Here is a 25,273-nt window from a genome sequence, read left to right as displayed (position 1 = left end):
TTAAATCCTCTATTTCCCTCTACCCAAAACTCCCTTTTGCCACATCGCCCTGATGTGGCTTTTTTTATGCCGCAATTTTAATTTTTACAGACATGGAGTATCTCATGAACCATATCGTTGAACCACAAAGCAGTAAATCCATACCACATTTACCGTTAGCTAAACCTAATCCCAGTCGTGCCAAACGGCTTGCTAAAACCAAAGGCATGAGCCGTGAACAATGGTTACAGGTACGCAAACAAGGCATTGGCAGTAGTGATGCAGCCGCAGCCTGTGGGCTTAATCCCCACATGAGCATGCTGGAACTATGGATGATTAAAACAGGACGGATGCAGACACAGCCTGATCAACCCACACAAAACAGTTATTCACCCTTATACTGGGGCAATCAGCTTGAACCTCTGATTGCCAATTATTACCAGCACAAGACAGGTCATAAAGTGCGTAAGGTCAATGCAGTGTTACAGCATCCTGATCCTGACAAACACTTTATGCTGGCGAATCTGGACTATGCCGTTGTAGGCTGTGATGAAGTACAGATATTGGAGTGTAAATCAGTGGGGGAATGGGGAACCAAACTCTGGCGTGATGGTGTGCCTTTATACGTGATTATTCAGGTACAGCACCAACTGGCAGTGACAGGCAAACAGGCAGCGCATATTTGTGCCTTGATCTGTGGACATGAAGCCAAAATCTTTAAGGTTGAACGCAATGAAATTGTGATAGACCAAATCATGACTTCTGAACGGATATTCTGGAGCTGTGTGGAAAATGACATACCACCGAGTGTTGATGCCAGTGAATCAGCCGCCAAAGCCCTGCAACTACTTTACCCTCAACATATCCCTTTACAGTCCGTTGATTTCTCCACATTGGAGGGTGTTGATCAACTGTTTACTGATCTGTTGCATGAGGAAAAACAACTGACTGACCATCAAACCAAGTATGACTATCTCAAGCATCGGATTCAGGCACTCATGAAAGATGCAGAGAAAGCCATCTTTTCCAATGGTACTGTGACATGGAAAAAATCAAAGGACAGTGTGGTACTGGATCAAAAGGCATTATTACAGGCACAGCCTGAGCTCCTGCAACAGTATCCACAATCCCGACAAGGGAGCAGACGCTTTAATATTTATTCTGCAACAACCTAAATCATCTGACTAAACAAGTTTTAGACCTATTTCCATCACACACCACATCAAACGATTTTATTTCCCTAAATTTAAAATTTGTGCAAAGCCGCCCCTCTTGTCCTTTCCCTAATACTAAGGAAAGGACGGTGGAGCAGCTTTGCATTTTTTATGTTCGCACAATGTTTTCTCCCATGACCGAATATTCAACAGGTTTTTTTATTTCATCAATCTTGAGGTGAGGGAGCGGTGCATTCAATGGATTTGGGGAATCCGTAAATAAATGCAATAAAGGATAATCACTATGATTAAAGGTTTAGCAATTACCCCACCTGTGTTGGGGCGCATCAGTATTGGCAAGATTGTCGAAAAGAATGGCAAGCGACTACCTGAAAAGGATGACCAATTTACCATTACCAGTCAGATTCAAACTAAGGATGGCTGGGTTAAACATCCACTGGATGAGCAGCTTCGGGAAAAGGCACAAAATGGAAAACTCCGTACAATTCCTGTACGGATGATCTTTAATGAGCCTGAACTCAATCTTCGGGCAGAGTACAGTTTATTTGATCGACAGACTGGACGTTTAATTTGCTCAGGCAATGGGGAAACCTGTCAGCGACTCGGACAGAATGGCATTGAGCAACATCCATGTCCATCACCTGATTTATGCCCACTGGCACAGGGTGGGCTGTGTAAACCTTATGGCAGGCTGTATGTCAATCTGGATGAGTCGGATGAGTTTGGCACATTCATTTTTAGAACCACGGGTTTTAACAGTATTCGGACACTGGCAGCACGACTCAGCTATTACCATGCAGCATCAGGTAACTTATTGTCATGTCTACCCTTGCAACTGACCTTACGAGGTAAAAGCACCACCCAAAGCTATCGTACTCCGATCTACTATGTGGACTTGACCTTACGTGATGGTGTCAATTTACAGGATGCGATTAGCTCAGCCAAACAGATAGATGAACAAAGCAAGGCAGCAGGCTTTTATCAAGAGGCTTTGGATTTCGTGGCACGGCAGGGCTATGGCAATGCCAGCTTTGAGGTGGGCGGTGATGAGGGGCTGGATATTGTGGAGGAGTTTTATAGTGACCAGCAAAATGCTGTTGAGGTACAGCCTGATTCAGCGTCTGTTCATCAGGCGATGGATGATGCCACAGGTATAAAACAGGGACTTCGGCAAAGTGTAAGGGCTGTAAATTAGGTCAGGACGATTGGCAGAAAAATACAGAACTCAGGTTTGTATTGAGAGAAACGCCTCTCAATCACAAACTGGGAGCAATAACATCATGTCAACTATTGAATATCAATATCAGGTTCTTAATATCACTGCTGTGATTGGAATTACGGCTTTAAGTCGTTCAACCATCTATGCTCTCATTAATCCCAAATCTGATTACTACGACCCAAGTTTTCCGAAACCTCTCCATTTGACAAAAAATCGGATTGGTTGGTTGTCACAGGAAATCAACGATTGGCTGGAGTTAAAAATCGCTCAGCGAGAAGGGTAAGGGGAAAATGATCCCCTTATTTTTTTGTCTTAAATAGATTGGGTTGAGGAAGTTAATAGAGTATTTAAGCTGACAAATAACTCAGATAAATCAAATCTGATTGCTCTGGCTTGGATGTGGCATTACAGCTATAAAAAATTTCCCCATCAAACTTTTCCCCTAAGTGTTCAATAATGATCTCAGTTAAATCCTGAATCTTATCAAGTGAGAATGAAGATTGGTGCAGATTGAAATTGAGTATCACCGTACCGTCTCTCCCAATCGGGCTAAATAACGGTTTCACATTTTCATTCATTAACTGTTGTTCTTGTAACGAATGAATATTGATATAGCGTTGTCCTTTTTCAAAAGCATCCGACTGGTAAAGATCTGCTGGTTCGAGAAATAATTCTGTTGAGAAATAGGTTTTAATTAATGCATTAAAAACCTTTTCCAATGCCTGCTGATGGTTTTCATTGGATGTTTGCTGATAAATAAGGGCATTAGATAAATATTCAGGTAAAGGAGTTAGGTTATTTTTGGCTGTAATCACGATGCTATGTTCACAGCTAATAGGAATTTCGGTTAATTCTGCCAATTCGTTTACAACGATAACGGCAACTTTATCAGTCTGAGAGTGGGCTAAGGCAGATAGGGGTTCTTGCACCATGTTTAAAGGGCGAAGATGTTCCATTGCAGGATTAAAAAAATCAAGATTAATCTTGGTATGGGTATAAATGACAAGGTTTTCATTTAAGTCTACTTCATTATTTTGCATGGTGTTGATCCAATTTTAATTAGGGCTAACAAAGATTATTTTTGCTCTTTGATTGCCTGAGCCAGTTCGTGCATTTCATGACTTTCTAAAATGACTGCGAGTTGTTCCAATACAGGTTTGGCTTCTTTTTCATCAAGGTTTAAAACATCCCGATACACGTCATTGACGCTGTCACCAATATGATTAATCAGTTGCCCGACAATTGAAGGACGCATTGCACCCAAATGATCATCTGAATTGAAAATATCCAGAATACTTTTTTCTGGGTTCTGCATGGCTTTATTGGCAGTGATGAGTTTTGCTTTTTCAAATAAAGGATTGAGTTCAATCAGAATATGTTCAGGTAACACATCCCGAAGCTCTTTATTGACTAGATGTAGAATCACCGCTTGGGAAAGGCTGAGACCTTTTATTGTGGTTTCTACTTTTTTCCAACGCCAGTTATGCGGCATACAGTCACGGCGACACTCTAAAGCTAAGGGGAATATTTTTTCCAACAGGTTAAGGTCACGCTGAATGGTACGCTGAGCAGTTTCAAGTCCCTGCTCATATAAGTGTTCTTCAATCTCTGTGGTGGTCACATAACCATGATTGAGTAGAAATTGAATGATTTTCCATTGTCGGATGATAATTTTTGATGATGACTGACTCATAAGGGACTCAAACAGCTTTTTGCCGAGTGTAATCATTTTCTTATGCAAAATTAAGAGAATAAAGTTATGAGTAGGTCATAGTTTGACGTACTCGATTTATTTATTTCTATTATACTTTATCGAACGTTTTGGCTTTTATTAAAAACGCCTGAGATGTTAAGAAATGTCTTGCTTTTGGCTAGGATAGTTTACATGGTCAAGTACCACTTCTATTCCTATTCGAGGGTCAATGTTTAGAGCAATACAGTACCAAATGTATTCGGCTACATCTAAACGACGTTCGCCTTGCTCTACTTTTGCAATAAACGAGTTTGGTCGTGCCATGCGATCGGCAAGACTTTGCATAGTAAGATTTTGTGACTTACGCTGATTTTTAAGCCAGCCCTGTAAGGCGAGCATTTCATCAGTATTGATACTTCTTGTCATCGTATCTATTTATGATATATTGCTTTTACTCCCAAAATAGGAGTAATTATTTTTGTGTGAATTTCAACCAAATGGGTTAAAAAGGGACATAACCTGTCCCTAGCGTAATAAATAATAAGTGCAATATAGTAAAGGAAAGTCGTGGGTTGCCATGCAGCAGGATTCGCAAAATAAAAATGAAACTTTAGCTAATCGTTTGATTGATATTCTTACAAGGCTAAATTCAGGGGAAAAACTAACCATCAATATGCTTGCAGAAAGCTATGATGCCCACCCAAAAACCATTCGACGTGATTTAGTACGGTTGGAAAGCTGTAATTTGCCTATTCAAAGAGAGGGCAAATATTTTTATTTAGACTCGACGTACTTAGGTAAGTTAAAACTAAAAGATATTCAGTCTTTTGCTCGTATATCTGGGATTCGTCATTTATATCCAAATCTTGATGTTTCCTTTATTCGGGAGCTTTTGGATAGTCGTGTTTATGATGCCAAAGGTTATTTCGTTGAAGATGCTGCACAGTTTAAAACCTTATTTGAAGTATTTGGTGAAGCCATTCGTAAACATCAACAAATAGGTTTCCTTTATAAAGGTGAACCTCGTGTCGTTGAACCTTATAAATTAGTTCATCATCATGGCTGTTGGTATTTGGCAGCAGTGCGTAAAGGTGTGTTGCGAGCCTATCGTTTAAGTCGGATTGAATTATCGCCACATCCACATGAGCTTTTAGGCTTTAAACCTGATGTAGCAATTTTGACTCAATTGGAAGATGAAGAAAGTATCTGGTTTGGTCAGGAGAAGCAGGAAGTAATTTTAACTGTTCATGCTGATGTCGCTTTGCACTTTCAGCAAAGGCAACTTTTGCCTGAACAACAGGTGATTAAAAAGCTAGATGACGGTGGCTTATTACTGTCTAGTCGGATTACTCATATTACCCAGATTTTGCCTTTGGTTCGTTATTGGATTCCTCATCTTAAAATTGTGAATCCAGAGGGGTTGCAGGATGAGATGGAACATGAGTTAAAGGAATATTTGGATGTTTGAAGTATAGGTTATTAAAAAATTTAATTTTTTATAGGAGGTGTTTATAGCTATATAAATTGTGACAAAAATTGTCTTAATATCTAATATATTTTTAAACTTTAAATTAAGAGGTTGTTATGGAAATAAAAGATGAAAAAATAAGCATTGAAGAAGTGCAAAAAGTAACTTCAATGTTGGCATGTCCAAGTATTTCTCAAATAGATTCTTCTGAGCGTGAGAAATTGGAAGGGACGTTAAATGCAATGTTTGGTCAATGGTTTGAGGCTGACTAAGTAGGCTTTACTAGGTAAGTCAGTATTAATGCTGACTTGCCTATTTGCAGGAATTGTAATGATCTTCTATTGTGACACATCACGGACAGCTTATTCTGTTAGTCAGGGTTTAGCTCAATATTTTAATGTCGATTATATCAAAATTGATGAAATATTTGATATTTCAATAAATATATCAGACCTCTTTATATTGCTTATTCCGGTGTTTGGTGAAGAGGAGTTAAATAGTAGTTGGCTATCTTTTTTAGAAAATTACAAGAGTATTTTTAAAGAAAAGAATATTATTATTTTTTCATTTGGTGTTTATGATGAATTTATTAATTTAGATTCAGTATTTGTAAAACAAATTAAATTTATCTTAGGTTTGAGTTGTAATGACATAAATTTTTATCCTTTAAAAATATCAAGATATAGTTTGGATTTGGATTTAATTAAGCAATATATTGCCGAATATCACGTTTTAGAACAATCTCAAATAGATTTTCAAAAAATTATTATGAAATTGGAAAGTAAAGCTAAATGCTCGGTTTTATTAAATGATAAAGAAAACTTGGATTTGACATCATCCTATAATGGCTTTACTAATTTATTAGATGAATGGGAATTTGATGAAAAAGCTGTAATGTTAGAATCATTGCTAAGTTTAAGTTCTCGTATAAATTTTACTTGTAATAGAACAAATTTAGAACACTTTAAATTTGATCATATTTTTTCCAATCTACAAAAGATGTATTTCAAATCTTGTCAGCTTTTTGATACTCCAAATTTACAAGGATTTAAAGAACTAGATGTTATTAATTTTTCTGCAAATCTAATCTCAACTTTAGATTTTTGTAAATTTCCTAAACGATTGAAGCGTGTAAATTTTTCAAAAAATAAAATCCATAGTCTGGTGGTTGAGCAGAGTTCAACCTATAGGGATTTGGAAAGTTTGGCTTTATTTAATAATAAAATTTCAGAGTTTTCATGGTTATCTAATATGAAAAATTTAAAATATCTAAATTTAGGAATGAATCCAATCAATGTATTTCCAAGAGAAATATTAAAGTTGAAAAGCCTAGAATATATTAACCTTGCTTTGACAGAAATTCATGATATTCCAAGTGAAATATTGGATATGAAAAGTTTGAAAGTGTTGGATGTAAAGTATTGCTCACATATAGACTTGGATGATTCTATTTTTCAAAGATTAAAAGATAAAGGAGTAGAAATAATATGTTAAACCATCAGGATTTAGACTCTCTCGCTGAACTTATCAATTTACGTCAAGTTGGTAAATTTACACCAAATTTAGATTATCAAGAAATTTTTTCTTTAGAAAGATTAAATCAAAACTTGAATTATCAACATTTAATTTATCCTTATGTTCGCTTAAATAATTATAAAAATACAACATCTAAACTTGATTTGATTGAGAAATCAGATAATAAACATTTAAATCATTTGGAAACAAGATTATCCAAAAAAGGGATTATCTATCGTTTAGCTAAAGGTGATACTCTCATGATAGATTCAGTTGATATTTTTGATAAAAATGTAAGAGAATTAACAAAATTTTTGGCAGATTCATTTACTACACAAGTGACATCAAATCTTTACTATACATTTAAAAATAATGTTGGAATTAATCTACATTTCGATCAACATGATGTGCTTGCTTTACAGGTTCATGGTAAAAAGAAATGGAATTTTGTAAAAAATATAATAGGTAATACTGCTAATAGAGTTGATTTATCACAAAAACCAATTCTCAATTCGGATTTTGTAGAGGTTTATTCTGTAGATTTGGAGGAGGGGGAATTTTTATTTATACCCAAAGGAATCTGGCATTATACAGAAACAGACCATGAGCATAGTTCTTTACATCTTGCATTCGGATTACAACCACCTAAAAAAATAGACCTAATTGTTTTTTTTATAAAAAGTTACTTGGGTTCTATTGGTGAAGAAAACATTTATAACATGAAACCAAGTGATTTTGAGAGTGTATTTTCTGAATTTGTTGAACAGCTTAATAATGGAAAGATAAATTTTGATAAAGAAGATTTTTCTAAATTTTTGATTCAGTACAGAAATCAATATACGGAAATTGAATTAACTTAATTCAAGGAAAGAAAATGCAGCAGGTTTATCTAATCATTACAAAAAAATGCAATTTATCTTGCAGTTTTTGTATCAGGGATTACAACTATAATGTTGATGGAAATTTATCTATAAGTGACTTTGATCTTATCATTGAACGCTTTAAATCTTATGGAAAAGTATCTAATTTTATTATTTCTGGTGGAGAACCAACAGTACATAAAAATTTTAATTATTTCTTAGAGAAAGCATGTGAAAATTTTAATACTGTTACGATTAATAGCAATGGTACAAATAAATACTGGGCTACACAAAAGTTTTTAGATATTGTGAAAAAACATAAAGTCAGAATACAGTTTTCCATAGATGGAGCAGAAGAAGTACATGATGCAATCCGTGGTAAAGGCAGCTATCAAAAAACCTTAAATAATATTAGGTTATGTAGTGAATACCCAAATGCAACATTAATTATCTCTACGACTGTTGCAAGTTCTGACTTTATAAAAAAATTTAATATTTTATATACGGAATTAAATCCATATATTTCAAAATGGGATGTTAAAAGAGTATCTTATTCGGGTGAAGCAAGTGCAGAAAATTTTGATTATTTAACAAATGAAAAATGGAATGAAATTGTCGATTATGTAAAGCAACATGATGATAAAAATCTTGTAAATATTCACAAGATGTATGATTTTGATATTTTATATCATGTTAGTGATGAACAAATTAACATCATGCAATCACGAGTTGTTAAAAATTGTGGTAGTGGTACATCCAAAATATATATTTATCCAAATTTAGATGTCTTAGCTTGTACATGCTATGAAAAACATCCATCAGGTAACTTAAAAGATATGGATATAAAAAGTATTTTGTCTTCGGCTCAACATAGAAAGATTGTAGAGCATGAAATAGACGACCCTGTATGTAATAGTTGTCGTTATAAAAAAATCTGTAATGGTGGTTGTTTAGGGGCAGGTTTTTATAGTACAGGGTCATTGAATGTAGCAGATATGAAATGCCCTAAAGTATATAGTACATTGAAAGAACGGATAGTCACAACAAAGTTAATTGACTTTGTACAAGTTTAAATTAAGGATATTATTGATGTCAGCAACACTATTTTGGAAACTATCAGATCAACCAAACATGCAAGAAAGGTTAGAAAGAAATTTAAATCATATTTTGAGAACTAGACCTGAATTAAAGCCATTATTTGATAATGCAGATGATCGTATTTCCCATTTTTTTCAGTTATTTTTCCCACAGTCTGTAGAACGAGATTGTTATCTCGCAAATTTATCCTTACAGGATGACTCCGAAAAAAGAATATCATTATCTATTCGATTTCAATATCACCATATTTTTAACCAAAGTGAATACTTGCCAGAATATTGTTCATTGGCTGTGATTGGTTATTGGAAGACAACAGCTCCTACTCCTTGGTTTATGCCAGAAAAGATTATGATTACTCATAATAGTGATGCCACAAAATATGAACATGAAATAGAATGTGCTTATCAACAGCTTGGTGTTGGAGGTGTTGAATATCCACCAAATGGTATTCAAAATGCTTTAACTCGTCAGCTTGCCAATGATTTACCTAAAATTTCTGTAGAAACTAATAAGCGTTTGCAAGATTGGTATTCATTTTTACAGTTTAAACGTAATTTGATTCGTCAAAAAACTGTTGGGCTACGTTATATCAATGCTCAATATATTTCTGAGACTTATCAAGTTCAATTATTAGTGGTTGCTGAAAATAAAGAATATTTGCAACAAGTGCGTAAAGCTTTTTCACGCCAAAATTTAGAACTTTTTGATCTTAATATTTCAAGTGAAGATTGGACGTTTAATTTACCAGAGAATGATAGAGAGAATAAAAGAACACCAAAATCTGAAATAGAGTTAGGTCAAATTCCTCGTAGTAAGAAAGCCTTAGAAGAGATTTCAATTCAACAATTAAAATCTAAAGAAATGCAAAAAATGATCAAAGATGTACCTTTTGATAAACCTGTATTTGCTTTATTAAATATTGAAGTAAGTGAGGACTGGAAAAATAAATTAGAAAAAGTTGATCTTAATTCTCAGGATGAAGAGACGTTATTTAATAATCAAGATATTATAGATAACTTTATTAAAAGGATTCCTCAACAAGGTTTTATTTCTTTCTCATTAGTTGGTGATTGGGCCTTAATTAATCGCCAAGAAAGAGTTATCAATAATCTGCGTCAGAATGAAAATTGCTATTCACCGTATTTATCAAGTTATTTATTTGATATTACTCAAGCACAAAAACCAACAGCTTTACCTAATATTAAAGAGTGGTTTAATACAGACTTAAATGAGGCTCAAAAAAGTGCAGTAAAGAAAATGCTGGCTGCTCCTGATTTATGTTTGATTCAAGGGCCACCTGGGACGGGTAAAACCACTGTAATTGCAGAAGCAATTTTACAGTTTGCAAAAGATGGACAAACAGTTTTACTTGCAAGTCAAGCCCATGATGCGATTGATAATGCACTTTCTCGTATTAAAAATAGACCTGAATTGCGTGCAATTCGTCTTGCGAATGAGGCTAGGGGAAGAAGTAAAATTACAGAGGATGGACAGCAATTTGCGGGAGAACAGGCTTTAGCTCGTCATTATGATGCTTTAGCTCAATATGTCGATAACGGGTTTATAAAACCTTTAAGAGATAGACAGGCGAAGATTAAAAATTTGCAGGAATGGTTAAAACAAGCTGAGTTTTTGACTGTTGATATACAGAAATCCCAGCAGAGGTTGCAAGAAATTGCTCAACAAGGCACCGAGAAAAAACAGGCGTTACAACAAGCACAGCAGGATTTTGATTTACATATTCAAAAATATCAGCAACAGCAACAATATAAACAAAAAATGGTGCAGTTATGTGATTTTCTACAACAGAAATCTCATGCACCAGCAGATATAGATTTCCCCCAAAATTTGGCGACTATTGCAAAAACTTTATTTTTATTAAAAGATGCTCAAGTAAAAATACCATTTGCTTTATCTGATTTTAAAGTGAATCCACAATCACAAATGCTTATTTTAACAGCATTATTTGATGTATGGAAAAAGGTTCAATTCAATATTGAGCATATCCAATCAGATGTTCAGCGTTTGGAATCTTTAGGTTCTGGTAGTTTAACCAGTATTGAAACGACACTCAAAATTAAGTCTTTGGAAGATGAAATTGAAATTCTATTAAATCAATTAGATGCTGGTGATGATAGTGTATCGGATTTATGGCGTAGTAAACGTCGTGAATTAAACCAACTCAAGCAAAGTTCAGATGGTTTAACGCATCTATGTTATCAGCAGTTATTTGAAGATGCAGAGCAGTTTAATAATGTTCAAAATGCACAAAATACGACTCAAGTGTTATCGCAACGATTAGCATTATTTACCCAAATTAATCACGATTTAGTGATTCAAATCAATCATGCTATTCAAGAGTTACAGTATGAGATTCAAAAATTGCCATTGAATCAGCCAGAAGATAGTTTGGTTAAACAATTAGAACATGACGTTGAAACCTTGCGTGATCATTATAAGCAACAACAGAATACACAAAAACAGATAGAGCAGAAGCATTCTGCACATTTAAAAATCCACAATTTTACTCAAGATTTTCAAGTGTGTGTTGCGGCTATTCGGGAGCAAACTAAAAATCTCGAAAATGAATATACTGCTACCTATGATAAAAATAAAAATTGGCAACCTTTATTTGAGCAATGGCATCAAATTTTACAGCAATCAAAACAGGAGGGTGAAGATTGGGAAATATTGCAATCAACTTATACAGAAAACTGTAATTTAGTGGCAATTTCCTGTAATGAAAATGAACGTACCTTGACGAATGCTGGATTAGATGGTTTTGATGTGGTTATTATTGATGAGGTATCTAAGGCAACACCTTTGGAATTACTTTTACCATTAATGCGTGCTAGAAAAGCAATTTTAGTGGGAGACCATCGTCAGTTACCCCCATTATTTCAGGAAAGTCAGGATGCTTCGGCAACATTTGAAGATATGGTGAATGAAGAAGAAGATTCTCAATCACAAGATACTTTATTAACCAAAGAAAATTTTAAACGCTATGAAAAAATGGTGACAGCATCATTATTTAAAGAATTATTTGAAAAAGCACCTGATATATTACGTGAACGATTAACTGTACAATTTCGTATGCACCCAGACATTATGAAAATGATTAATTATTTTTATGAGGGGCAGCTTGACTGTGGTAATCCTGATATTGACAGAAATCATCATATTATCCTAAAAAGTAAATATAATGATTTAGTAACAGAAGATAAACATTTGCTATGGGTGGATACTTCTAATGATGAAAAAGGCGTAGCCTGTTTGGATGTGGATAGAAGTACCAACCCAACTGAAGCAAGATTAATTGCTCAAACTTTAGTGCGTATAAATGAACAGATGCAACGAAAAGGCTTTAACTCAAAAAATAAATACAAAGTTGGGGTCGTCTCTTTCTATCAAGCTCAATGCAGAACGATACGAGAAGCTATTAGAAAAGTAAATCAAGGTCAAATTCGTTTTGATGCTATAGATGTAGAAATTAATACTGTTATTCGCTATCAAGGTAAAGAAAAGCCAATCATTTTAATTAGTTTGGTGCGTAATGATGGTAAATCTAAAGAGCATAGACGATCATCGAATGCCAATGTAGCACGATTTGAGTTTATTAATGTTGCCATGTCTCGAGCACAAAATTTATTGATGGTGTTTGGAGCTAGAAATATGCTCGAAATGCGAGATATTATTTTGCCCAAAATGGATTCTCAAGGTAGTGAGAAAAAGAAAATCTATCAAGATATTTTTAATCGTCTAGACCGTATGGCACAAATCTGTTCAGCAAAAGAATTTGTACAGGCTTGTGAAAACCGTTAATTTTTAATGGTAAATAAGAAGTGGCACAGTTAAATCAATTAGGAAATAATATGCGTAATATTGAATTAAGTCAATGTGATGTCTTTTTACCAATTTATCAGGTAGAGTCTGTTGTTAGTTATCAAACAGTCCGTAAACCAACTGTATTTGAAAAACTGATATTAAACTTGTGTGTAGAGCATCAAAGTAAACTTGGTCAAAATAATTTATTGCAAATCTGTGAAGTTTTTAAGATAGAGCAGGCTTTTCTTCAACAGGCATTAGATAACTTGGTTAATAATGATATGCTTGAACGAAATTCACAAGGTTTATCGAGTCATATTAGGGATTTACGATTAACAAATTTAGGTCAAGATTTATATCGCAAAAATAAAATGTCTGGTGTAAAAAAAGATGTTGATGTATTTTTTTATTATCATTCATTACTAGAACAATTCGTAGAAAAAAAGAACAGTTGGCTTGCTGATGCTCAAACAAAAAAATATATCTTTTCGGAAGATATATTTCCAGTAAATGAAAGGCAAATAAAACAGTTAAGTCAGGCATACATTGACCAAGCTGACGAAAAAATTCTACGTTGGAAAAAACCAAATACAAATATTAGTGATATAAATTGTTCAGTAGATAAAACTTTATGGCAATCATTAAAAGTGGGTTTATCACTCGACCACAATGGTAATATTATTCCTCAAAGTAAAGGCACGACTTCAGAAGCATTGGCATTAGAACAATGGTTAAAACAAGCCCAATCTGAAATTGTTTGGGAACATCTAATTTCACCTGCATTTGAACGGGTAGAAAATGATTTACCCAAGATGGATTGGCAACAGGTATTAGATGTAGCCATGCCTGATACAATACTGGCTACACCATTAGCAAAAGTCAGTGTTTATGATGAGAAAAGTCCTCATACAGTTGCTCAGGGCTTAGAGATTATTTTATCTAGTCAGGCACACATTGCAAAGCTGCAAGGCAAAGTTTTAACTGTACCCTCATCATTGTTTAGACCCTACACAGGCTTTCATGCTTTATATCTTGATAAAGAGAATCAAAGCTCTGTGGTATTTCAAGGTAATACCAATATTTATTATGCCAAGCAAGCAAGAAAAGTTGCTCTACAACTTAGAATTAAAGATGCAGATATTTGGCAAAAATTACAAGAAAAGCTACTGGATTTGGCTAAACAGGATACCGATGTTTTAGCATTTTCTCGTTGCTTTTTGACAGAGCAGCAAGTAATAAATACATTACCAATACTTTCAGTTAAGAAAGCATTAGATTTTAATGAATTAATGCAAAAGACTTGTAATCAAACCATACAAGATACAAATTGGATTGAAAAAATAAAACCATTGGAAAATATAGAAGATTTAACTTATTTCCGTAAGTTATTTCCACACGTCAAATTAGCAGAAGATAGATTAAGTTCTACATTAATGGTTCAGCTTATTGAAACTACTATTTTAGATAATCGTTTTTCTAATACAATTTTCGATGAAATATTAAAGCCTTTAAGTCAAATTAATCAGGAATTAAAAAGTCGAATTAATCCAGACCAGTTAAAACAAGCAATTTCCCAGCAAAAAGTTAATATTGAGAAAGTCAGCATTAAAGCAATGCAAGTGGTTAAGGAATGGCTAGAAGTCTATGATGATGTCAATAAACACATTTCTCATTTAATGCTTGATGCTAAAAAATTGGTTGAACAGCGAAAAAATTTACAACTTTGGCAACAACTGGTTGAGCAGAATTTTGCTCCTAAACGTTCCGATCATCAAAAAGTTGCTGTTTTTGATACCAGTTATTTAATGCAGCATAGTGATAAATTAACAGAGGTTGCTAAACATCAATTTATTATTATTCCTCAAATTGTTTTGCATGAATTAGATGGACTAAAAGGTGGAAATAATGATGAACAAACAGAACAAATAAAACAAGCTCGTCATGCTATTCGTATTATTCAAAATCTGCCTAAAGAACACTTTGAATCTAGTCATGTCGAATTATGGAGTTTTATCAATGGTAGTAAGCAAAAACAAGATTTGAGTCAGGATGAACAGGTTTTATCCGTGGCTCTATATTATCAGCTCAATTCAGTCATGCTTTATAGCTTGGATAAAAATATGTGTAATCTTGCAAAATCTTTGAATATTCAACTTCAATAATTATCTATCAAGGAAGTATCAATTCATTATCAATCTAAGGAGTTTATATCGTGAGTGCAATCCATGAAAGACGTTACCGTATTCAGAGAGAAAGAGAAATTGCTGAAAAGAGAGTAAAACAAACAACGCAACAGTATGTAGAACGTTATGAAAATATTTTAAATGATTTACGTATACAAGGTTTACAAGAATTTGTGAGTGAGGATTTTCGACAAATTAAATCTGAATTGAATGAACTTAAAGCCATGCTCAATCGAGATGCTTTTCGGGCAAGAGAAATGAGCTTGCAAATTGGACAGCGTATTCATGCTTTGCCAAGGCTTGCTCGGCAAGTCAGAAATATTGAGGTTGAAAATGAACGTTTTGAAGCTCAAGAACGTGAACACAAAGCCCAAGAACAACGCCGCCAAGAACATAAACAGCTTGAACAAGTATGGCAACAAGTTTGGTCAAGCTGGACAGATAAACTTTCTCGTAATATGGCATTAAATGAATTATCTAGTTTACGACAACGAATATTTGCGGAAACTAGTTCATACACTGTGCAACAGATTCAAAAAGAAATGCAGCAAATTAAACAGGTTGCAGAGCAGAAAGCAGTACAAAAACGTCAGTCAGTTCAACAGGAAGCAGAGCAAGAAGCGACCAAACAAATGGTAGAGCAGCTTGTAAAAGATGTACAACAAGCAGATTTACCGATTGCACAGACAGAACAGCTTACCCAAGAGATGCAAAAAGCCTTATCTCAACCACAGGTATTACTAGAACAGTTCCAAACTTTGGCACAACAAACCGACCAAGCATTAGAAGATGAAACGATCCGTAAAGAAATGGTCAGAGCAGTCTATCAATCATTGCGTGATGCGGGTTTTAGTGTTTTAAATCCAACACGAAATAAAAATGAGCAAGAAGATGTCGTGATTATTCAAGCTCGCCGCCCATCAGGAAATCAGGCAAAATTTAAAATTGAGCTTGATGGAAAAGTACGTTATGAGTTTGATAATTATAAAGGACAAACCTGTAAAGAAGATATGGAAAAGGTATTACCTCGCTTAGCAGAGGTCTATGGCGTGGATTTATCCGATGAGCGTGTCATTTGGTCTAATCCAGATGATGAATTTCAGGATATGCGACCTATCACCCCAAATCAGACCCAACAACGTTAATTAATACCTGATTTTTATAAGGAAGTGAACATGGAATATATCAACGCATGGCTAGAAAATTTTGAACGTCAAAGCCTGATTCGCCGAGCATTAATTGTATCAGGTAATATTATTGATTTATCTTTTTCGGCGACTGGACAATTACAGCCAATCAATCAAATTATTACGGAAACACTAAAAAAACAGGGTTTTCAGCAAGTTGTTTTTTACTCTCGAGTGGGGGGGATTTCAGGTGTAACCCCTCAACAATGGCAAGATTTACAAGCGACAGGATTCCAACAGGATAATTCTGCTGGTGAAGCATACGACATGGGCGGTTTTGATGATAATCCCCAACAACAAAATACTGGTCAAACAGAACTCACCCCTAAAGACTTTTTTGCAGTCGCTGAAAAAGTATTATTACAATCAAAACAACGTGTTGCATTCATACTAGATTGGTCAAACTATTTATTTGGTCAGGCAAATAGTTTAAGTGATGCAGAACGAGCATGGTTACAACAAATTTCTAAAAGTCTGCGTGATGCTGACATCAATGACAGTGCTTATGAAATGGATAAACCACAAAGTATATTCATCTTTTTATGTTCTGGTATAGGTACTTTACCACCCTCACTATATTTGAATAATCCGCTATTTGGTGAGATAAATATTGCTTTGCCAAATATCAAAGAACGTGAACATGCTATTTTAGCTTGGAAACATATTTTTCAAGTACAGGAAAATTTACAGCATGGAACACGAGAGTTAAATGATTTTGTCACTCAAACAGATAATTTTACCATTCGTGATATTTATAATATGGCACGTTTATCACGTCAGCAAAAAAATGATTTAACCATTAACAATTTAGTTTCACTTTATCGTTTTGGAAAACGTCAGTCGCCTTGGGAACAACTTGACCAAAGTAAATTACAAGGCACAACAGAAAAACTTAAATTGCGTGTAAAAGGTCAAGATCAGGCAGTTGAGGCAGTAAGGAAAATTTTGATTCGGGCTTATACAGGTTTATCAGGGTTACAACATTCTGCCAAAGCGAAAACTCCTAAAGGGGCATTATTCTTTGTTGGACCCACAGGTGTAGGTAAAACAGAATTGGCAAAGTCCTTAGCTCAATTTTTATTTGGTGATGAAGAAGCCTGTATCCGTTTTGATATGTCAGAATTTAACCATGAACATGCCGATCAGCGTTTAGTCGGTGCTCCCCCTGGCTATGTTGGTTTTGAGCAAGGTGGTCAACTTACCAATGCAGTAAAAGCTCGTCCTTTTTCATTATTATTATTTGATGAAATTGAAAAAGCTCATTCTCGGATTTTAGATAAATTCTTACAAATTTTAGAAGATGGTCGCTTAACTGATGGTAAAGGTGAAACAATTTCGTTTGCAGATACATTTATTGTATTTACCTCTAACATTGGGGCAAGTGAGATTGAACCCTCTACACCTAAACAGGTTGCTGAACAATTTAAAATTGCTGTTCAGAGACACTTTAAAGATGAACTCAAACGTCCTGAATTATTAGGGCGTATTGGTGAAGCAAATATCATTCCATTTAACTTTATGCAAGATGATACTATTCTAAAAGAAATTGCTCGAGCAAAATTACAGCCATTAGAACAACGTTTAAAAGAAAAGTGGTTTATTAAAGCATTAGTATTTGAAAATGAAGATAAAGCATTACAAACCTTGGCTGGAATGGTAAATAGGCAGCATGGTGGACGGGGTATGCTTAACGTATTAACTAAAGAACTGTTTGATCCTTTAGCTGAATTCTTATTTTCACAACGTCCTGAGCAGCTTAGAAATAGATCTATTCAAGTGATTCAGGCAGGTAAAACCTTTGATTTTGAAATGATATAAACTGGGAAAATATAAATGGCATGGATTAATCTTGCAAAAATGATTGATGTGACAGAGGCGGAAGGACCTGGATTGCGTGCTGCAATTTGGGTTCAAGGCTGTTTAAAACGTTGTCAAGGTTGCTGCAATGGGCAATTTTTAAAAATTAAGCCAGCAGAATTATGTCAAACTAGTCAAATTATCGAGCGTATTCAATATGCTCAACAAGAGCATCAAATTGAAGGTATCACTTTACTTGGTGGTGAGCCATTTTTACAAGCAGAGGGCTTGGCTGAAATTGCAGAAAACAGCCAAAATTTAGGCTTATCGGTGATGGTTTTTTCGGGATATTTATTAGAGGAATTACAAGACCAGAAGTTTAAAGGAGCATCTCGTTTATTGGCTGCAACTGATTTATTAGTTGATGGTGAATATGAAATTGAAAATACAGAAAATATAAGGAACTGGGTGGGTTCAACCAATCAAAGATTCCATTACTTTACAAATTTTTATGATAAAGAAATTGAAACAAAAATTTTGAATGTAACAAATGAATGGCGTATTGACAGTGAGGGTAGAGTATTAGGAAATGGATTACCATTTATAATGCGAACACATAAGATACAGGGGCAGCAATAGTAACATGTTTGTAGATATCCAACAGACCTTTAAACAAAACCGTGAAAACTTTAATGAAGATTTTCGTTTGCGGATTCATCGCTCACTAAGCTGGTTACAACGAGCTGAACAAGCTCAGCAAGAGCAGGACTTAGACTCACAATTTATTTATCTATGGATTAGTTTTAATGCTGCTTATGCCAAAGATTTGGGAGCTGGTTTAAGAAGTGCTGATAAGGGGGCATTTGTACAATTTATTTATCGTATCTGTCACTTAGATAAAGAACAAAAAATTTATTATACAGTTTGGAATACATTTTCAGGCAGTATCCGTATTTTGCTGAATAACCAATTTACCTTTCAGCCTTTTTGGGATTATCACAATGGTTTAATTACTGAACAAGATTGGATAGCTAGTTTTGAGAAAAATAGAAAAAAGGCACTGGAGGCTTTAACACAAAAAGATACACCTGAAATTTTAATTGCAGTGTTTAATCATCTCTATACTTTACGCAATCAGATTATGCATGGCGGTGCAACGTTTAACAGTACTGTTAATCGTAGTCAGCTAAAAGATGCTTGTAATATCTTATCCACGCTGATTCCTGAAATGCTTAAAGTGATGCTACAAAATCCAGATGATAAAACATGGGGAAAACCATTTTATCCAGTGGTAAAATAATTGATAAAAAGAAAATTTTATAAGGACAGGGACACAACCTGTCCACGCCATACCCAATACTAAAACCTTACCAAAAAGATAATTCAACAAGGGGTTTATTCAATGAAATTATCAAAATCTATTTTACTGGCAAGTTTACTTGCTACAACTACATCTGTTTTTGCAGATGACTTTATTTCTGCAAATGGGGTAAAGCTTACAGTGGGTGATTCATTAAAAACGGTTACAAGCAAACTGGGCAAACCCACAGAAAAAAATTCTGACTTCGTAATCTGGAAGCTAAAAAATGGCAATAAGATTGCAGCTCGTTTTGATCAATATGGCTTAAGTAATGCAACATTAAGTGGAAACGTGTCTACTGATTATTTATATACAGATGGCATTAAGATTTTCCTTAATAAAGAAACAATCAATAGCATTGAGAAAAAACTCAAGTACGGTTGCTACCATGAGGGCTGGGGTGAGGGTGCAATTGCAGACTATGTGGTGAGAAGTGGTCCAGAGGGTTCAATCAATCTGATTTTTAATACTTGGGGTGGGGATATCACCACCAAGCAATTAAAAAGCCAGAAAGTATCAGCGCTTAGCTTGGGCGATGATGAACCATTTGGTGAACAAAAATATTGCCACTATCAATAAATAGTTAAAAGGATTTTTAAAATGAAAAAATTAATCATCGGACTTGCCGTTGCTGCCTGTAGCTATTCATTATTCGCAGCTTGCCCAAATCAAAGCAAAACGGTATTCAATTGTACAACCACCAATAACAAGGTGATTCAGGTCTGTGATGCAGGCAATACGATTAGTTATTCATTTGGTAAGGCAAATGCCACACCAGAGTTGGCGATTACAGTTCCTCGCAATAAAGTCACCACCTATCAATGGGAGGGATTTGGTCGCTATGAAAATTATGCGATTAATATTCCGAATGGAAAAACCATATATCGGGTCAATGACAGTCTGGACAAAATGTCTCAACAATATACGGCTGGCGTTGAAGTTTCCAATAACGACAAATTACTTGCCACAGTGGAATGTGCTGCCAATAAAAAAATAACCAGTAAAATTCAGGGCATTAAACTTCGTCCTGAAATGTAATCCTAGTTTTATCTTTCTCTAGGTTCTTATTTCATTTTCTCGGAATAAGAACCTGAATTTTTTAAAAATAAATGGTGATCCAATGAGATTATACTATCTTATCGGAAGTCTGTTGCTTGTCGCTGGGTGTCAGGATGCCTCAAACCATAAGACAAATGTAGACTCATCAGATACCACCATCCAGAACGGTTTGTGTCATGGAGTCTACGAGCAGAAACGGCTAGAAAAGGAATAGTTAATGCTAGCGTTGTGATGGCATAAAATACAATTGGGTTGGATATTGATCAGATATGATGTTCAAAGAGAAAAACCAGAATAAGCACGACAAACTATGTCTTTTATCTTTCAAATGTAGCTGAAAAATAATTAAATTTCGGTAAACTATTCACGTTTTATACTTATCTTCGGACTTCAATAACAATGACTCAAGTACAACTGCAACAGCTACAAAAACAACTATGGAATATTGCCAATACTTTACGTGGAAAAATGGGTGCAGATGAATTTCGTGACTATATTCTAGGGTTTATTTTCTTTAAATATTTATCTGAAAAAGCGGTTAACTTTGCCAATGAATTGCTTGATGGTGAAGACATTGGCTTTTTAGAACTTGATGAAAACAACGCTGAACATACGCCGTATATCGAAGAAATCAAAAAGAATGCCATTGATGAAGTGGGCTATGCGCTGACACCAAAGCAACTATTCCACACGCTTGCAGAACGTGGTCGTAAAGGTCAGTTTATTCTTGATGATTTATCTGCAACACTAAAAGCCATTGAACAAAGCACATTGGGTTCAGACTCTGCCGATGATTTTGCCAACCTGTTTGAAGACCTCGATCTAAACTCGACCAAACTGGGCAACACAGCGAGTGACCGTAACGAGCTGGTGGCTAAGGTTCTCAGCCATTTAGACGATATTGATTTTGATATTTCCAATACTGAATCCGATGTATTGGGTGATGCTTATGAATATCTGATTGGTGAGTTTGCGTCTGGTGCAGGTAAAAAAGCAGGGGAGTTTTATACACCGCAAACCGTATCGACCTTACTGGCGAAGATTGTGACGCAAGGGAAAACTCGTTTACGTTCTGTTTATGACCCGACTTGTGGTTCAGGTTCGTTGTTGCTGCGTGTTAAACGAGAAGTACAAGATGTGGATATGATTTACGGTCAGGAGATGAACCGTACCACCTACAACTTGGCACGTATGAACATGATTTTGCATGATGTGCATTTCGCCAAGTTCGACATTAAGCAAGAAGATACCTTGATTCGTCCGCAGCATTTAAACAAACGTTTTGATGCCGTGGTGGCAAATCCGCCATTTTCGGCAAAATGGTCTGCCGATCCGTTATTTTTACAAGATGAGCGTTTTGCAGCTTATGGCAAACTTGCGCCAAGTTCTAAAGCCGATATGGCATTTGTTCAGCACATGCTGCATCAACTGGATGAGCATGGCACGATGGCGGTGGTGCTTCCGCACGGTGTTTTGTTCCGTGGTTCGAGTGAGGGCGTGATTCGTCAGTATCTGATTGAACAGCTCAATGTGATTGATACCATTATTGGTTTACCTGCCAATATTTTCTATGGAACGTCGATTCCAACTTGTATTTTGGTGCTGAAGAAAAACCGTGAGCATAAAGACAATATTTTGTTTATTGATGCCAGCAACGAGTTTGAAAAGCAGAAGAATCAAAACAAGTTATTGCCTGAGCATTTGGACAATATTATTGGGGCATTTGAAAACCGTCAGAATATTGAAAAGTATGCGCATGTGGCGACTTTGCAGGAAGTGAAGGACAATGACTTTAACCTGAATATTCCACGTTATGTCGATACTTTTGAAGCTGAGAATGAGATTGACCTTGATGCAATTGCTCAAGCCTTGCAGGCTTTGGAAGTGGAAAGTCGAAAGACCGATGCGGTGATTAGTGAGTTTTGCGCCGAGCTTGGGATTGCTTCGCCGTTTGTGGAGGTGAAGTAATGTCTGTACCTAAGTTACGTTTTGATGGCTTTTCTGGTAATTGGGTAACCACTCAATTAGGTAACATTTGCTCATTTACTCAGGGTGTGCAAATTCCTCAATCTGAACAAATAAATGAAGAGAGAGATAGCTACATTCGCTATTTGTATATCAGAGATTTTTTCTCCGATAAGTTTAAATGCTATGTGCCAAATATTTACCCTGAGAAAATTATCCATCCACACGAAATTATGATGGTAAATACTGGTAATACTACTGGAGAGGCATATACAGGACGATATGGGGTATTGAGTAATAATAGTTTTAAAATTGGCTATGATTTGGCTCATTTTAATGACCAGTTTATGTACCTTTTTTGTTCATCTGAGTTAGCCCAAAATCAAATTAAGAAATTCTTTAATGCTGGGGGGCAGCCACATTTAGGGCATAAAAATATTTCTCAAATTTTAATTAGCTATCCTAAAAAAGAAGAACAAACCAAAATCGCTTCTTTCCTTTCCGCAGTCGATGAAAAGATTAGCCAACTGACTCGAAAACATGAGCTACTCAGCCAATATAAACAAGGCATGATGCAGAAGTTGTTTAGTCAGCAGATTCGTTTTAAAGCGGATGATGGTAGTGAGTTTGGGGAGTGGAAAATAACTTCAATTAAAGATGCTGTAAGTTTTATAAAAGATGGTACTCATGGCACTCATCAAGATGATCCAAGTTCCAATCTATTTTTATTAAGTGCTAAAAACTTACAAAATGGCAAAATTGTGATTGATGACAAAGATAGAAAGATTAATCAAAAAGAATTTGATTCAATTTATAAAAACTATAAATTGCAAGACGGCGACATTCTTTTGTCGGTAGTTGGTACGATTGGGCGTGTGGCAATATTTAAAGACTATTATGAGTCTTATGCTTTTCAACGTAGTGTGGCTTTTATGCGTTTCAAAAAGGCTTTACCTGAATTCATATATCAATTGTTTTTGGCGAAAGACTTTCAAAATGAGTTATTAGTTCGACAAGTTGTATCAGCTCAGCCCGGTATTTATCTTGGTGATTTAAGTAAGATAGACATTAAATTACCTTGCCTAGAAGAACAAACCAAAATCGCTAATTTTTTATCTGTCATCGACCAAAAAATTGAAGTAGTGGCACAGCAAATTGAACAAGCCAAACAGTGGAAAAAAGGCTTGTTGCAGCAGATGTTTGTGTAGGGGGAAAAGATGACCGATTACTTTCAAAATCTTGTATTGCAATTGCTCCAAGAACCCAGTGAGCAAGAATGGTTAGAGTTTAAAGAAAACTACCATAGTGCCGAAGAAATTGGAGAGCGTATTTCTGCCCTATCCAACGGCGCATGTTTATGTAACAAGCGCTATGGCTACTTAGTTTTTGGAATTAAAGACCATGATCACAGTATTGTTGGTACTCATTTTAATCCCAAAAAACAAAAAGCCAAAGGCAATGAAGATTTAGAGTTTTGGTTACTGACACGCTTAAACCCACGTATTGACTTTAAAATTCATAAACTCGACATTGATGGTAAGCATCTTGTTGTATTTGAGATTCCAGCGACTAGCGGCTCACCAGTGAGCTTTCTACATGAAGCCTATATCCGTATTGGGAGTTATACCAAAAAACTTAAAGACTATCCCGATAAAGCCAAGAAAATATGGCAAAGCATGGAAACCGATTGGAGTGCTGAAATCTGTCCCGATGCGACATTACAAGATTTAGACCCGATTGCGATTGCTACAGCCCGACAGCTTTTTATCCGTAAAAATCCACGCTTGGCTGAAGATGTTCCCAATTGGGATGATGCGACATTTTTAAATAAAGCCCGTGTGACTATTCAAGGGAAAATCACCAAAACGGCGATTGTATTGCTTGGTTTACCCGAATCAGCGCACTTTATTAACCCTGCCGTGGCACAAATTACATGGATTTTAAAAGGTGTGGATAGTGTTGAAAAAGACTATCAGCACTTCTATACACCATTTTTACTTGCAGTTGATGAGCTGTATCACAAAATTCGAAATCTAAAATATCGTTATATTGTCGATGGTACACTGTTCCCTGAAGAAGTCGACCAATATGACCCGTATATCATTCGAGAAGCATTGAGTAATGCTATTGCACACCAAGACTATCGTTTAGGTGGGCGGATTACGGTAGTGGAAAAAGAAGATTCAACGTTGACCTTTCAGAACTATGGCAGCTTTTTACCTGTTTCTATTGAAAATGTCATTTTAAACGATGCACCTGAGCAAAAATATCGGAATACATTTTTAGTCAATGCCATGATGCAACTCAATCTGATTGATACTATTGGTAGTGGTATCCGCAGAATGTTCTTAAAGCAAAAAGAAAAGTTCTTCCCTATGCCAGATTATAGCTTTGAAAATAATCGGGTTCAGGTGAAATTTACAGGTAAAGTGCTCAGTATGGACTATGCTCGTAAACTTGCTGAGTTGCCTGATTTATCCCTCACCAATATTATTGCGCTGGATCAGGTACAAAAGAACCAGTTAATCAGTGATGATGACGCTGCCGAACTTAGAAAAAAAGGTTTAATTGAAGGCAGAAAGCCAAATTATTGTATCTCTGCAAATGTGGCTGAACAAACAGATCAGCAAGCAGAATATTTAGAAATGCGTGGTTTGGATGATCAGCATTATCAGGGACTCATTTTGGAATATTTACGCAAGTTTAAGCAGGCGAAACGAGCTGATTTTGAAAAGTTATTAATCGATAAATTACCGCAAATATTAGATGAAGACCAGCGTAGACATAGAGTACGTAATTTACTGCAAAAAATGCGTAGAGATGGTTTGGTCGAAGCTAAAGGTTTGACATGGTATTTAAAGAAGAGCTAGTTTTAGCTAGTTTTAGCTAG

Annotated in this window: 21 protein-coding genes and 3 pseudogenes; 20 read left to right on the top strand and 4 right to left on the bottom strand. The window is 35.5% G+C overall.

Annotation, left to right across the window (positions count from 1 at the left end):
* The first annotated feature begins 104 nt into the window (after positions 1-104).
* The 3 genes from QTA56_RS05690 (at position 105) to QTA56_RS05680 (ending at position 2,656) form a co-directional block, all read left to right on the top strand.
* Positions 105-1,154 carry a YqaJ viral recombinase family nuclease gene (locus QTA56_RS05690; protein ID WP_267979968.1) on the top strand — a complete coding sequence of 350 codons (1,050 nt, stop codon included), beginning with the start codon at positions 105-107 and terminating at the stop codon, positions 1,152-1,154.
* A 283-nt stretch (positions 1,155-1,437) separates the two neighbouring features.
* Complete coding sequence (locus QTA56_RS05685) at positions 1,438-2,349, top strand: recombination directionality factor (protein ID WP_267979967.1); 912 nt, start codon at positions 1,438-1,440, stop codon at positions 2,347-2,349.
* Positions 2,350-2,434: 85 nt separating this feature from the next.
* A complete protein-coding gene (locus QTA56_RS05680; protein WP_178883147.1) occupies positions 2,435-2,656 on the top strand; it encodes a helix-turn-helix transcriptional regulator in 222 nt (73 codons plus the stop codon).
* A 64-nt stretch (positions 2,657-2,720) separates the two neighbouring features.
* Here the strand turns inward: QTA56_RS05680 and QTA56_RS05675 are convergent, their stop codons facing one another.
* The 3 genes from QTA56_RS05675 to QTA56_RS05665 form a co-directional block, all read right to left on the bottom strand.
* Complete coding sequence (locus QTA56_RS05675; protein WP_267979966.1) at positions 2,721-3,413, bottom strand: hypothetical protein; 693 nt, start codon at positions 3,411-3,413, stop codon at positions 2,721-2,723.
* Between the two features lie 35 nt (positions 3,414-3,448).
* Positions 3,449-4,066: a DeoR family transcriptional regulator gene (locus QTA56_RS05670; RefSeq protein WP_267979965.1), complete on the bottom strand. Its 618-nt coding sequence runs from the start codon at positions 4,064-4,066 to the stop codon at positions 3,449-3,451.
* A 156-nt stretch (positions 4,067-4,222) separates the two neighbouring features.
* Positions 4,223-4,492 (bottom strand): helix-turn-helix domain-containing protein, encoded by a 270-nt coding sequence (locus QTA56_RS05665; RefSeq protein ID WP_267979964.1) that lies wholly within the window; start codon positions 4,490-4,492, stop codon positions 4,223-4,225.
* Positions 4,493-4,643: 151 nt separating this feature from the next.
* Here QTA56_RS05665 and QTA56_RS05660 point away from each other — a divergent pair, with 151 nt between their 5' ends.
* From QTA56_RS05660 to QTA56_RS05600, 13 genes are all read left to right on the top strand, one after another.
* On the top strand, positions 4,644-5,534 hold the full coding sequence (locus tag QTA56_RS05660) for a helix-turn-helix transcriptional regulator (protein ID WP_267980039.1): 891 nt from the start codon (positions 4,644-4,646) through the stop codon (positions 5,532-5,534).
* Positions 5,535-5,650: 116 nt separating this feature from the next.
* Positions 5,651-5,806 carry a hypothetical protein gene (locus QTA56_RS05655; RefSeq protein WP_267979962.1) on the top strand — a complete coding sequence of 52 codons (156 nt, stop codon included), beginning with the start codon at positions 5,651-5,653 and terminating at the stop codon, positions 5,804-5,806.
* Between the two features lie 58 nt (positions 5,807-5,864).
* A complete protein-coding gene (locus tag QTA56_RS05650) occupies positions 5,865-7,028 on the top strand; it encodes a leucine-rich repeat domain-containing protein (protein ID WP_267979961.1) in 1,164 nt (387 codons plus the stop codon).
* Positions 7,022-7,909, top strand: a complete 888-nt coding sequence (locus tag QTA56_RS05645) for a JmjC domain-containing protein (protein WP_267979960.1) — start codon at positions 7,022-7,024, stop codon at positions 7,907-7,909. The genes QTA56_RS05650 and QTA56_RS05645 overlap by 7 nt, the downstream gene beginning before the upstream one ends.
* Before the next feature lie 14 nt (positions 7,910-7,923).
* Positions 7,924-8,982 carry a radical SAM/SPASM domain-containing protein gene (locus QTA56_RS05640; RefSeq protein ID WP_267979959.1) on the top strand — a complete coding sequence of 353 codons (1,059 nt, stop codon included), beginning with the start codon at positions 7,924-7,926 and terminating at the stop codon, positions 8,980-8,982.
* A gap of 16 nt (positions 8,983-8,998) precedes the next feature.
* Positions 8,999-12,829: a DEAD/DEAH box helicase gene (locus tag QTA56_RS05635; RefSeq protein ID WP_267979958.1), complete on the top strand. Its 3,831-nt coding sequence runs from the start codon at positions 8,999-9,001 to the stop codon at positions 12,827-12,829.
* Between the two features lie 50 nt (positions 12,830-12,879).
* On the top strand, positions 12,880-14,994 hold the full coding sequence (locus tag QTA56_RS05630) for a PIN domain-containing protein (protein WP_267979957.1): 2,115 nt from the start codon (positions 12,880-12,882) through the stop codon (positions 14,992-14,994).
* Between the two features lie 50 nt (positions 14,995-15,044).
* Positions 15,045-16,160 carry a GumC domain-containing protein gene (locus QTA56_RS05625; protein WP_267979956.1) on the top strand — a complete coding sequence of 372 codons (1,116 nt, stop codon included), beginning with the start codon at positions 15,045-15,047 and terminating at the stop codon, positions 16,158-16,160.
* A 30-nt stretch (positions 16,161-16,190) separates the two neighbouring features.
* Positions 16,191-18,020, top strand: coding sequence for an AAA family ATPase (locus QTA56_RS05620; RefSeq protein ID WP_267979955.1), 1,830 nt, complete (start codon positions 16,191-16,193; stop codon positions 18,018-18,020).
* 15 nt (positions 18,021-18,035) lie between these two features.
* The gene (locus QTA56_RS05615; protein ID WP_267979954.1) at positions 18,036-18,638 is read left to right on the top strand and encodes a 4Fe-4S single cluster domain-containing protein; all 603 of its coding nucleotides are present in this window, start codon (positions 18,036-18,038) and stop codon (positions 18,636-18,638) included.
* Between the two features lie 4 nt (positions 18,639-18,642).
* The gene (locus QTA56_RS05610; RefSeq protein ID WP_267979953.1) at positions 18,643-19,299 is read left to right on the top strand and encodes a HEPN domain-containing protein; all 657 of its coding nucleotides are present in this window, start codon (positions 18,643-18,645) and stop codon (positions 19,297-19,299) included.
* A 102-nt stretch (positions 19,300-19,401) separates the two neighbouring features.
* The gene (locus QTA56_RS05605; protein ID WP_267979952.1) at positions 19,402-19,938 is read left to right on the top strand and encodes a hypothetical protein; all 537 of its coding nucleotides are present in this window, start codon (positions 19,402-19,404) and stop codon (positions 19,936-19,938) included.
* 21 nt (positions 19,939-19,959) lie between these two features.
* A complete protein-coding gene (locus tag QTA56_RS05600; protein ID WP_267979951.1) occupies positions 19,960-20,397 on the top strand; it encodes a hypothetical protein in 438 nt (145 codons plus the stop codon).
* Between the two features lie 158 nt (positions 20,398-20,555).
* On the opposite strand, the pseudogene QTA56_RS05595 reads toward QTA56_RS05600, so the two are convergent.
* Positions 20,556-20,660 (bottom strand): annotated as a pseudogene (locus tag QTA56_RS05595) (DUF805 domain-containing protein); the annotation flags it as partial.
* Between the two features lie 157 nt (positions 20,661-20,817).
* Here QTA56_RS05595 and QTA56_RS05590 point away from each other — a divergent pair.
* From QTA56_RS05590 to QTA56_RS05580, 4 genes and pseudogenes are all read left to right on the top strand, one after another.
* Positions 20,818-22,386, top strand: coding sequence for a type I restriction-modification system subunit M (locus QTA56_RS05590; protein ID WP_267979950.1), 1,569 nt, complete (start codon positions 20,818-20,820; stop codon positions 22,384-22,386).
* Positions 22,386-22,865, top strand: a pseudogene (locus QTA56_RS18305) (restriction endonuclease subunit S); the annotation flags it as partial. The gene QTA56_RS05590 and the pseudogene QTA56_RS18305, both read left to right, overlap by 1 nt.
* Positions 22,845-23,591 (top strand): annotated as a pseudogene (locus tag QTA56_RS18300) (restriction endonuclease subunit S); the annotation flags it as partial. The pseudogenes QTA56_RS18305 and QTA56_RS18300, both read left to right, overlap by 21 nt.
* Before the next feature lie 9 nt (positions 23,592-23,600).
* Positions 23,601-25,253, top strand: a complete 1,653-nt coding sequence (locus QTA56_RS05580; RefSeq protein ID WP_267979948.1) for an RNA/DNA-binding domain-containing protein — start codon at positions 23,601-23,603, stop codon at positions 25,251-25,253.
* Positions 25,254-25,273: the final 20 nt, after the last annotated feature.

The sequence above is a fragment of the Acinetobacter thutiue genome (genome assembly GCF_030385805.1).
Taxonomy (GTDB): domain Bacteria; phylum Pseudomonadota; class Gammaproteobacteria; order Pseudomonadales; family Moraxellaceae; genus Acinetobacter; species Acinetobacter corruptisaponis.
The sequence above is the reverse complement of the archived record's forward strand: the minus strand, read 5'-3'. Positions and strand labels throughout refer to the sequence as shown.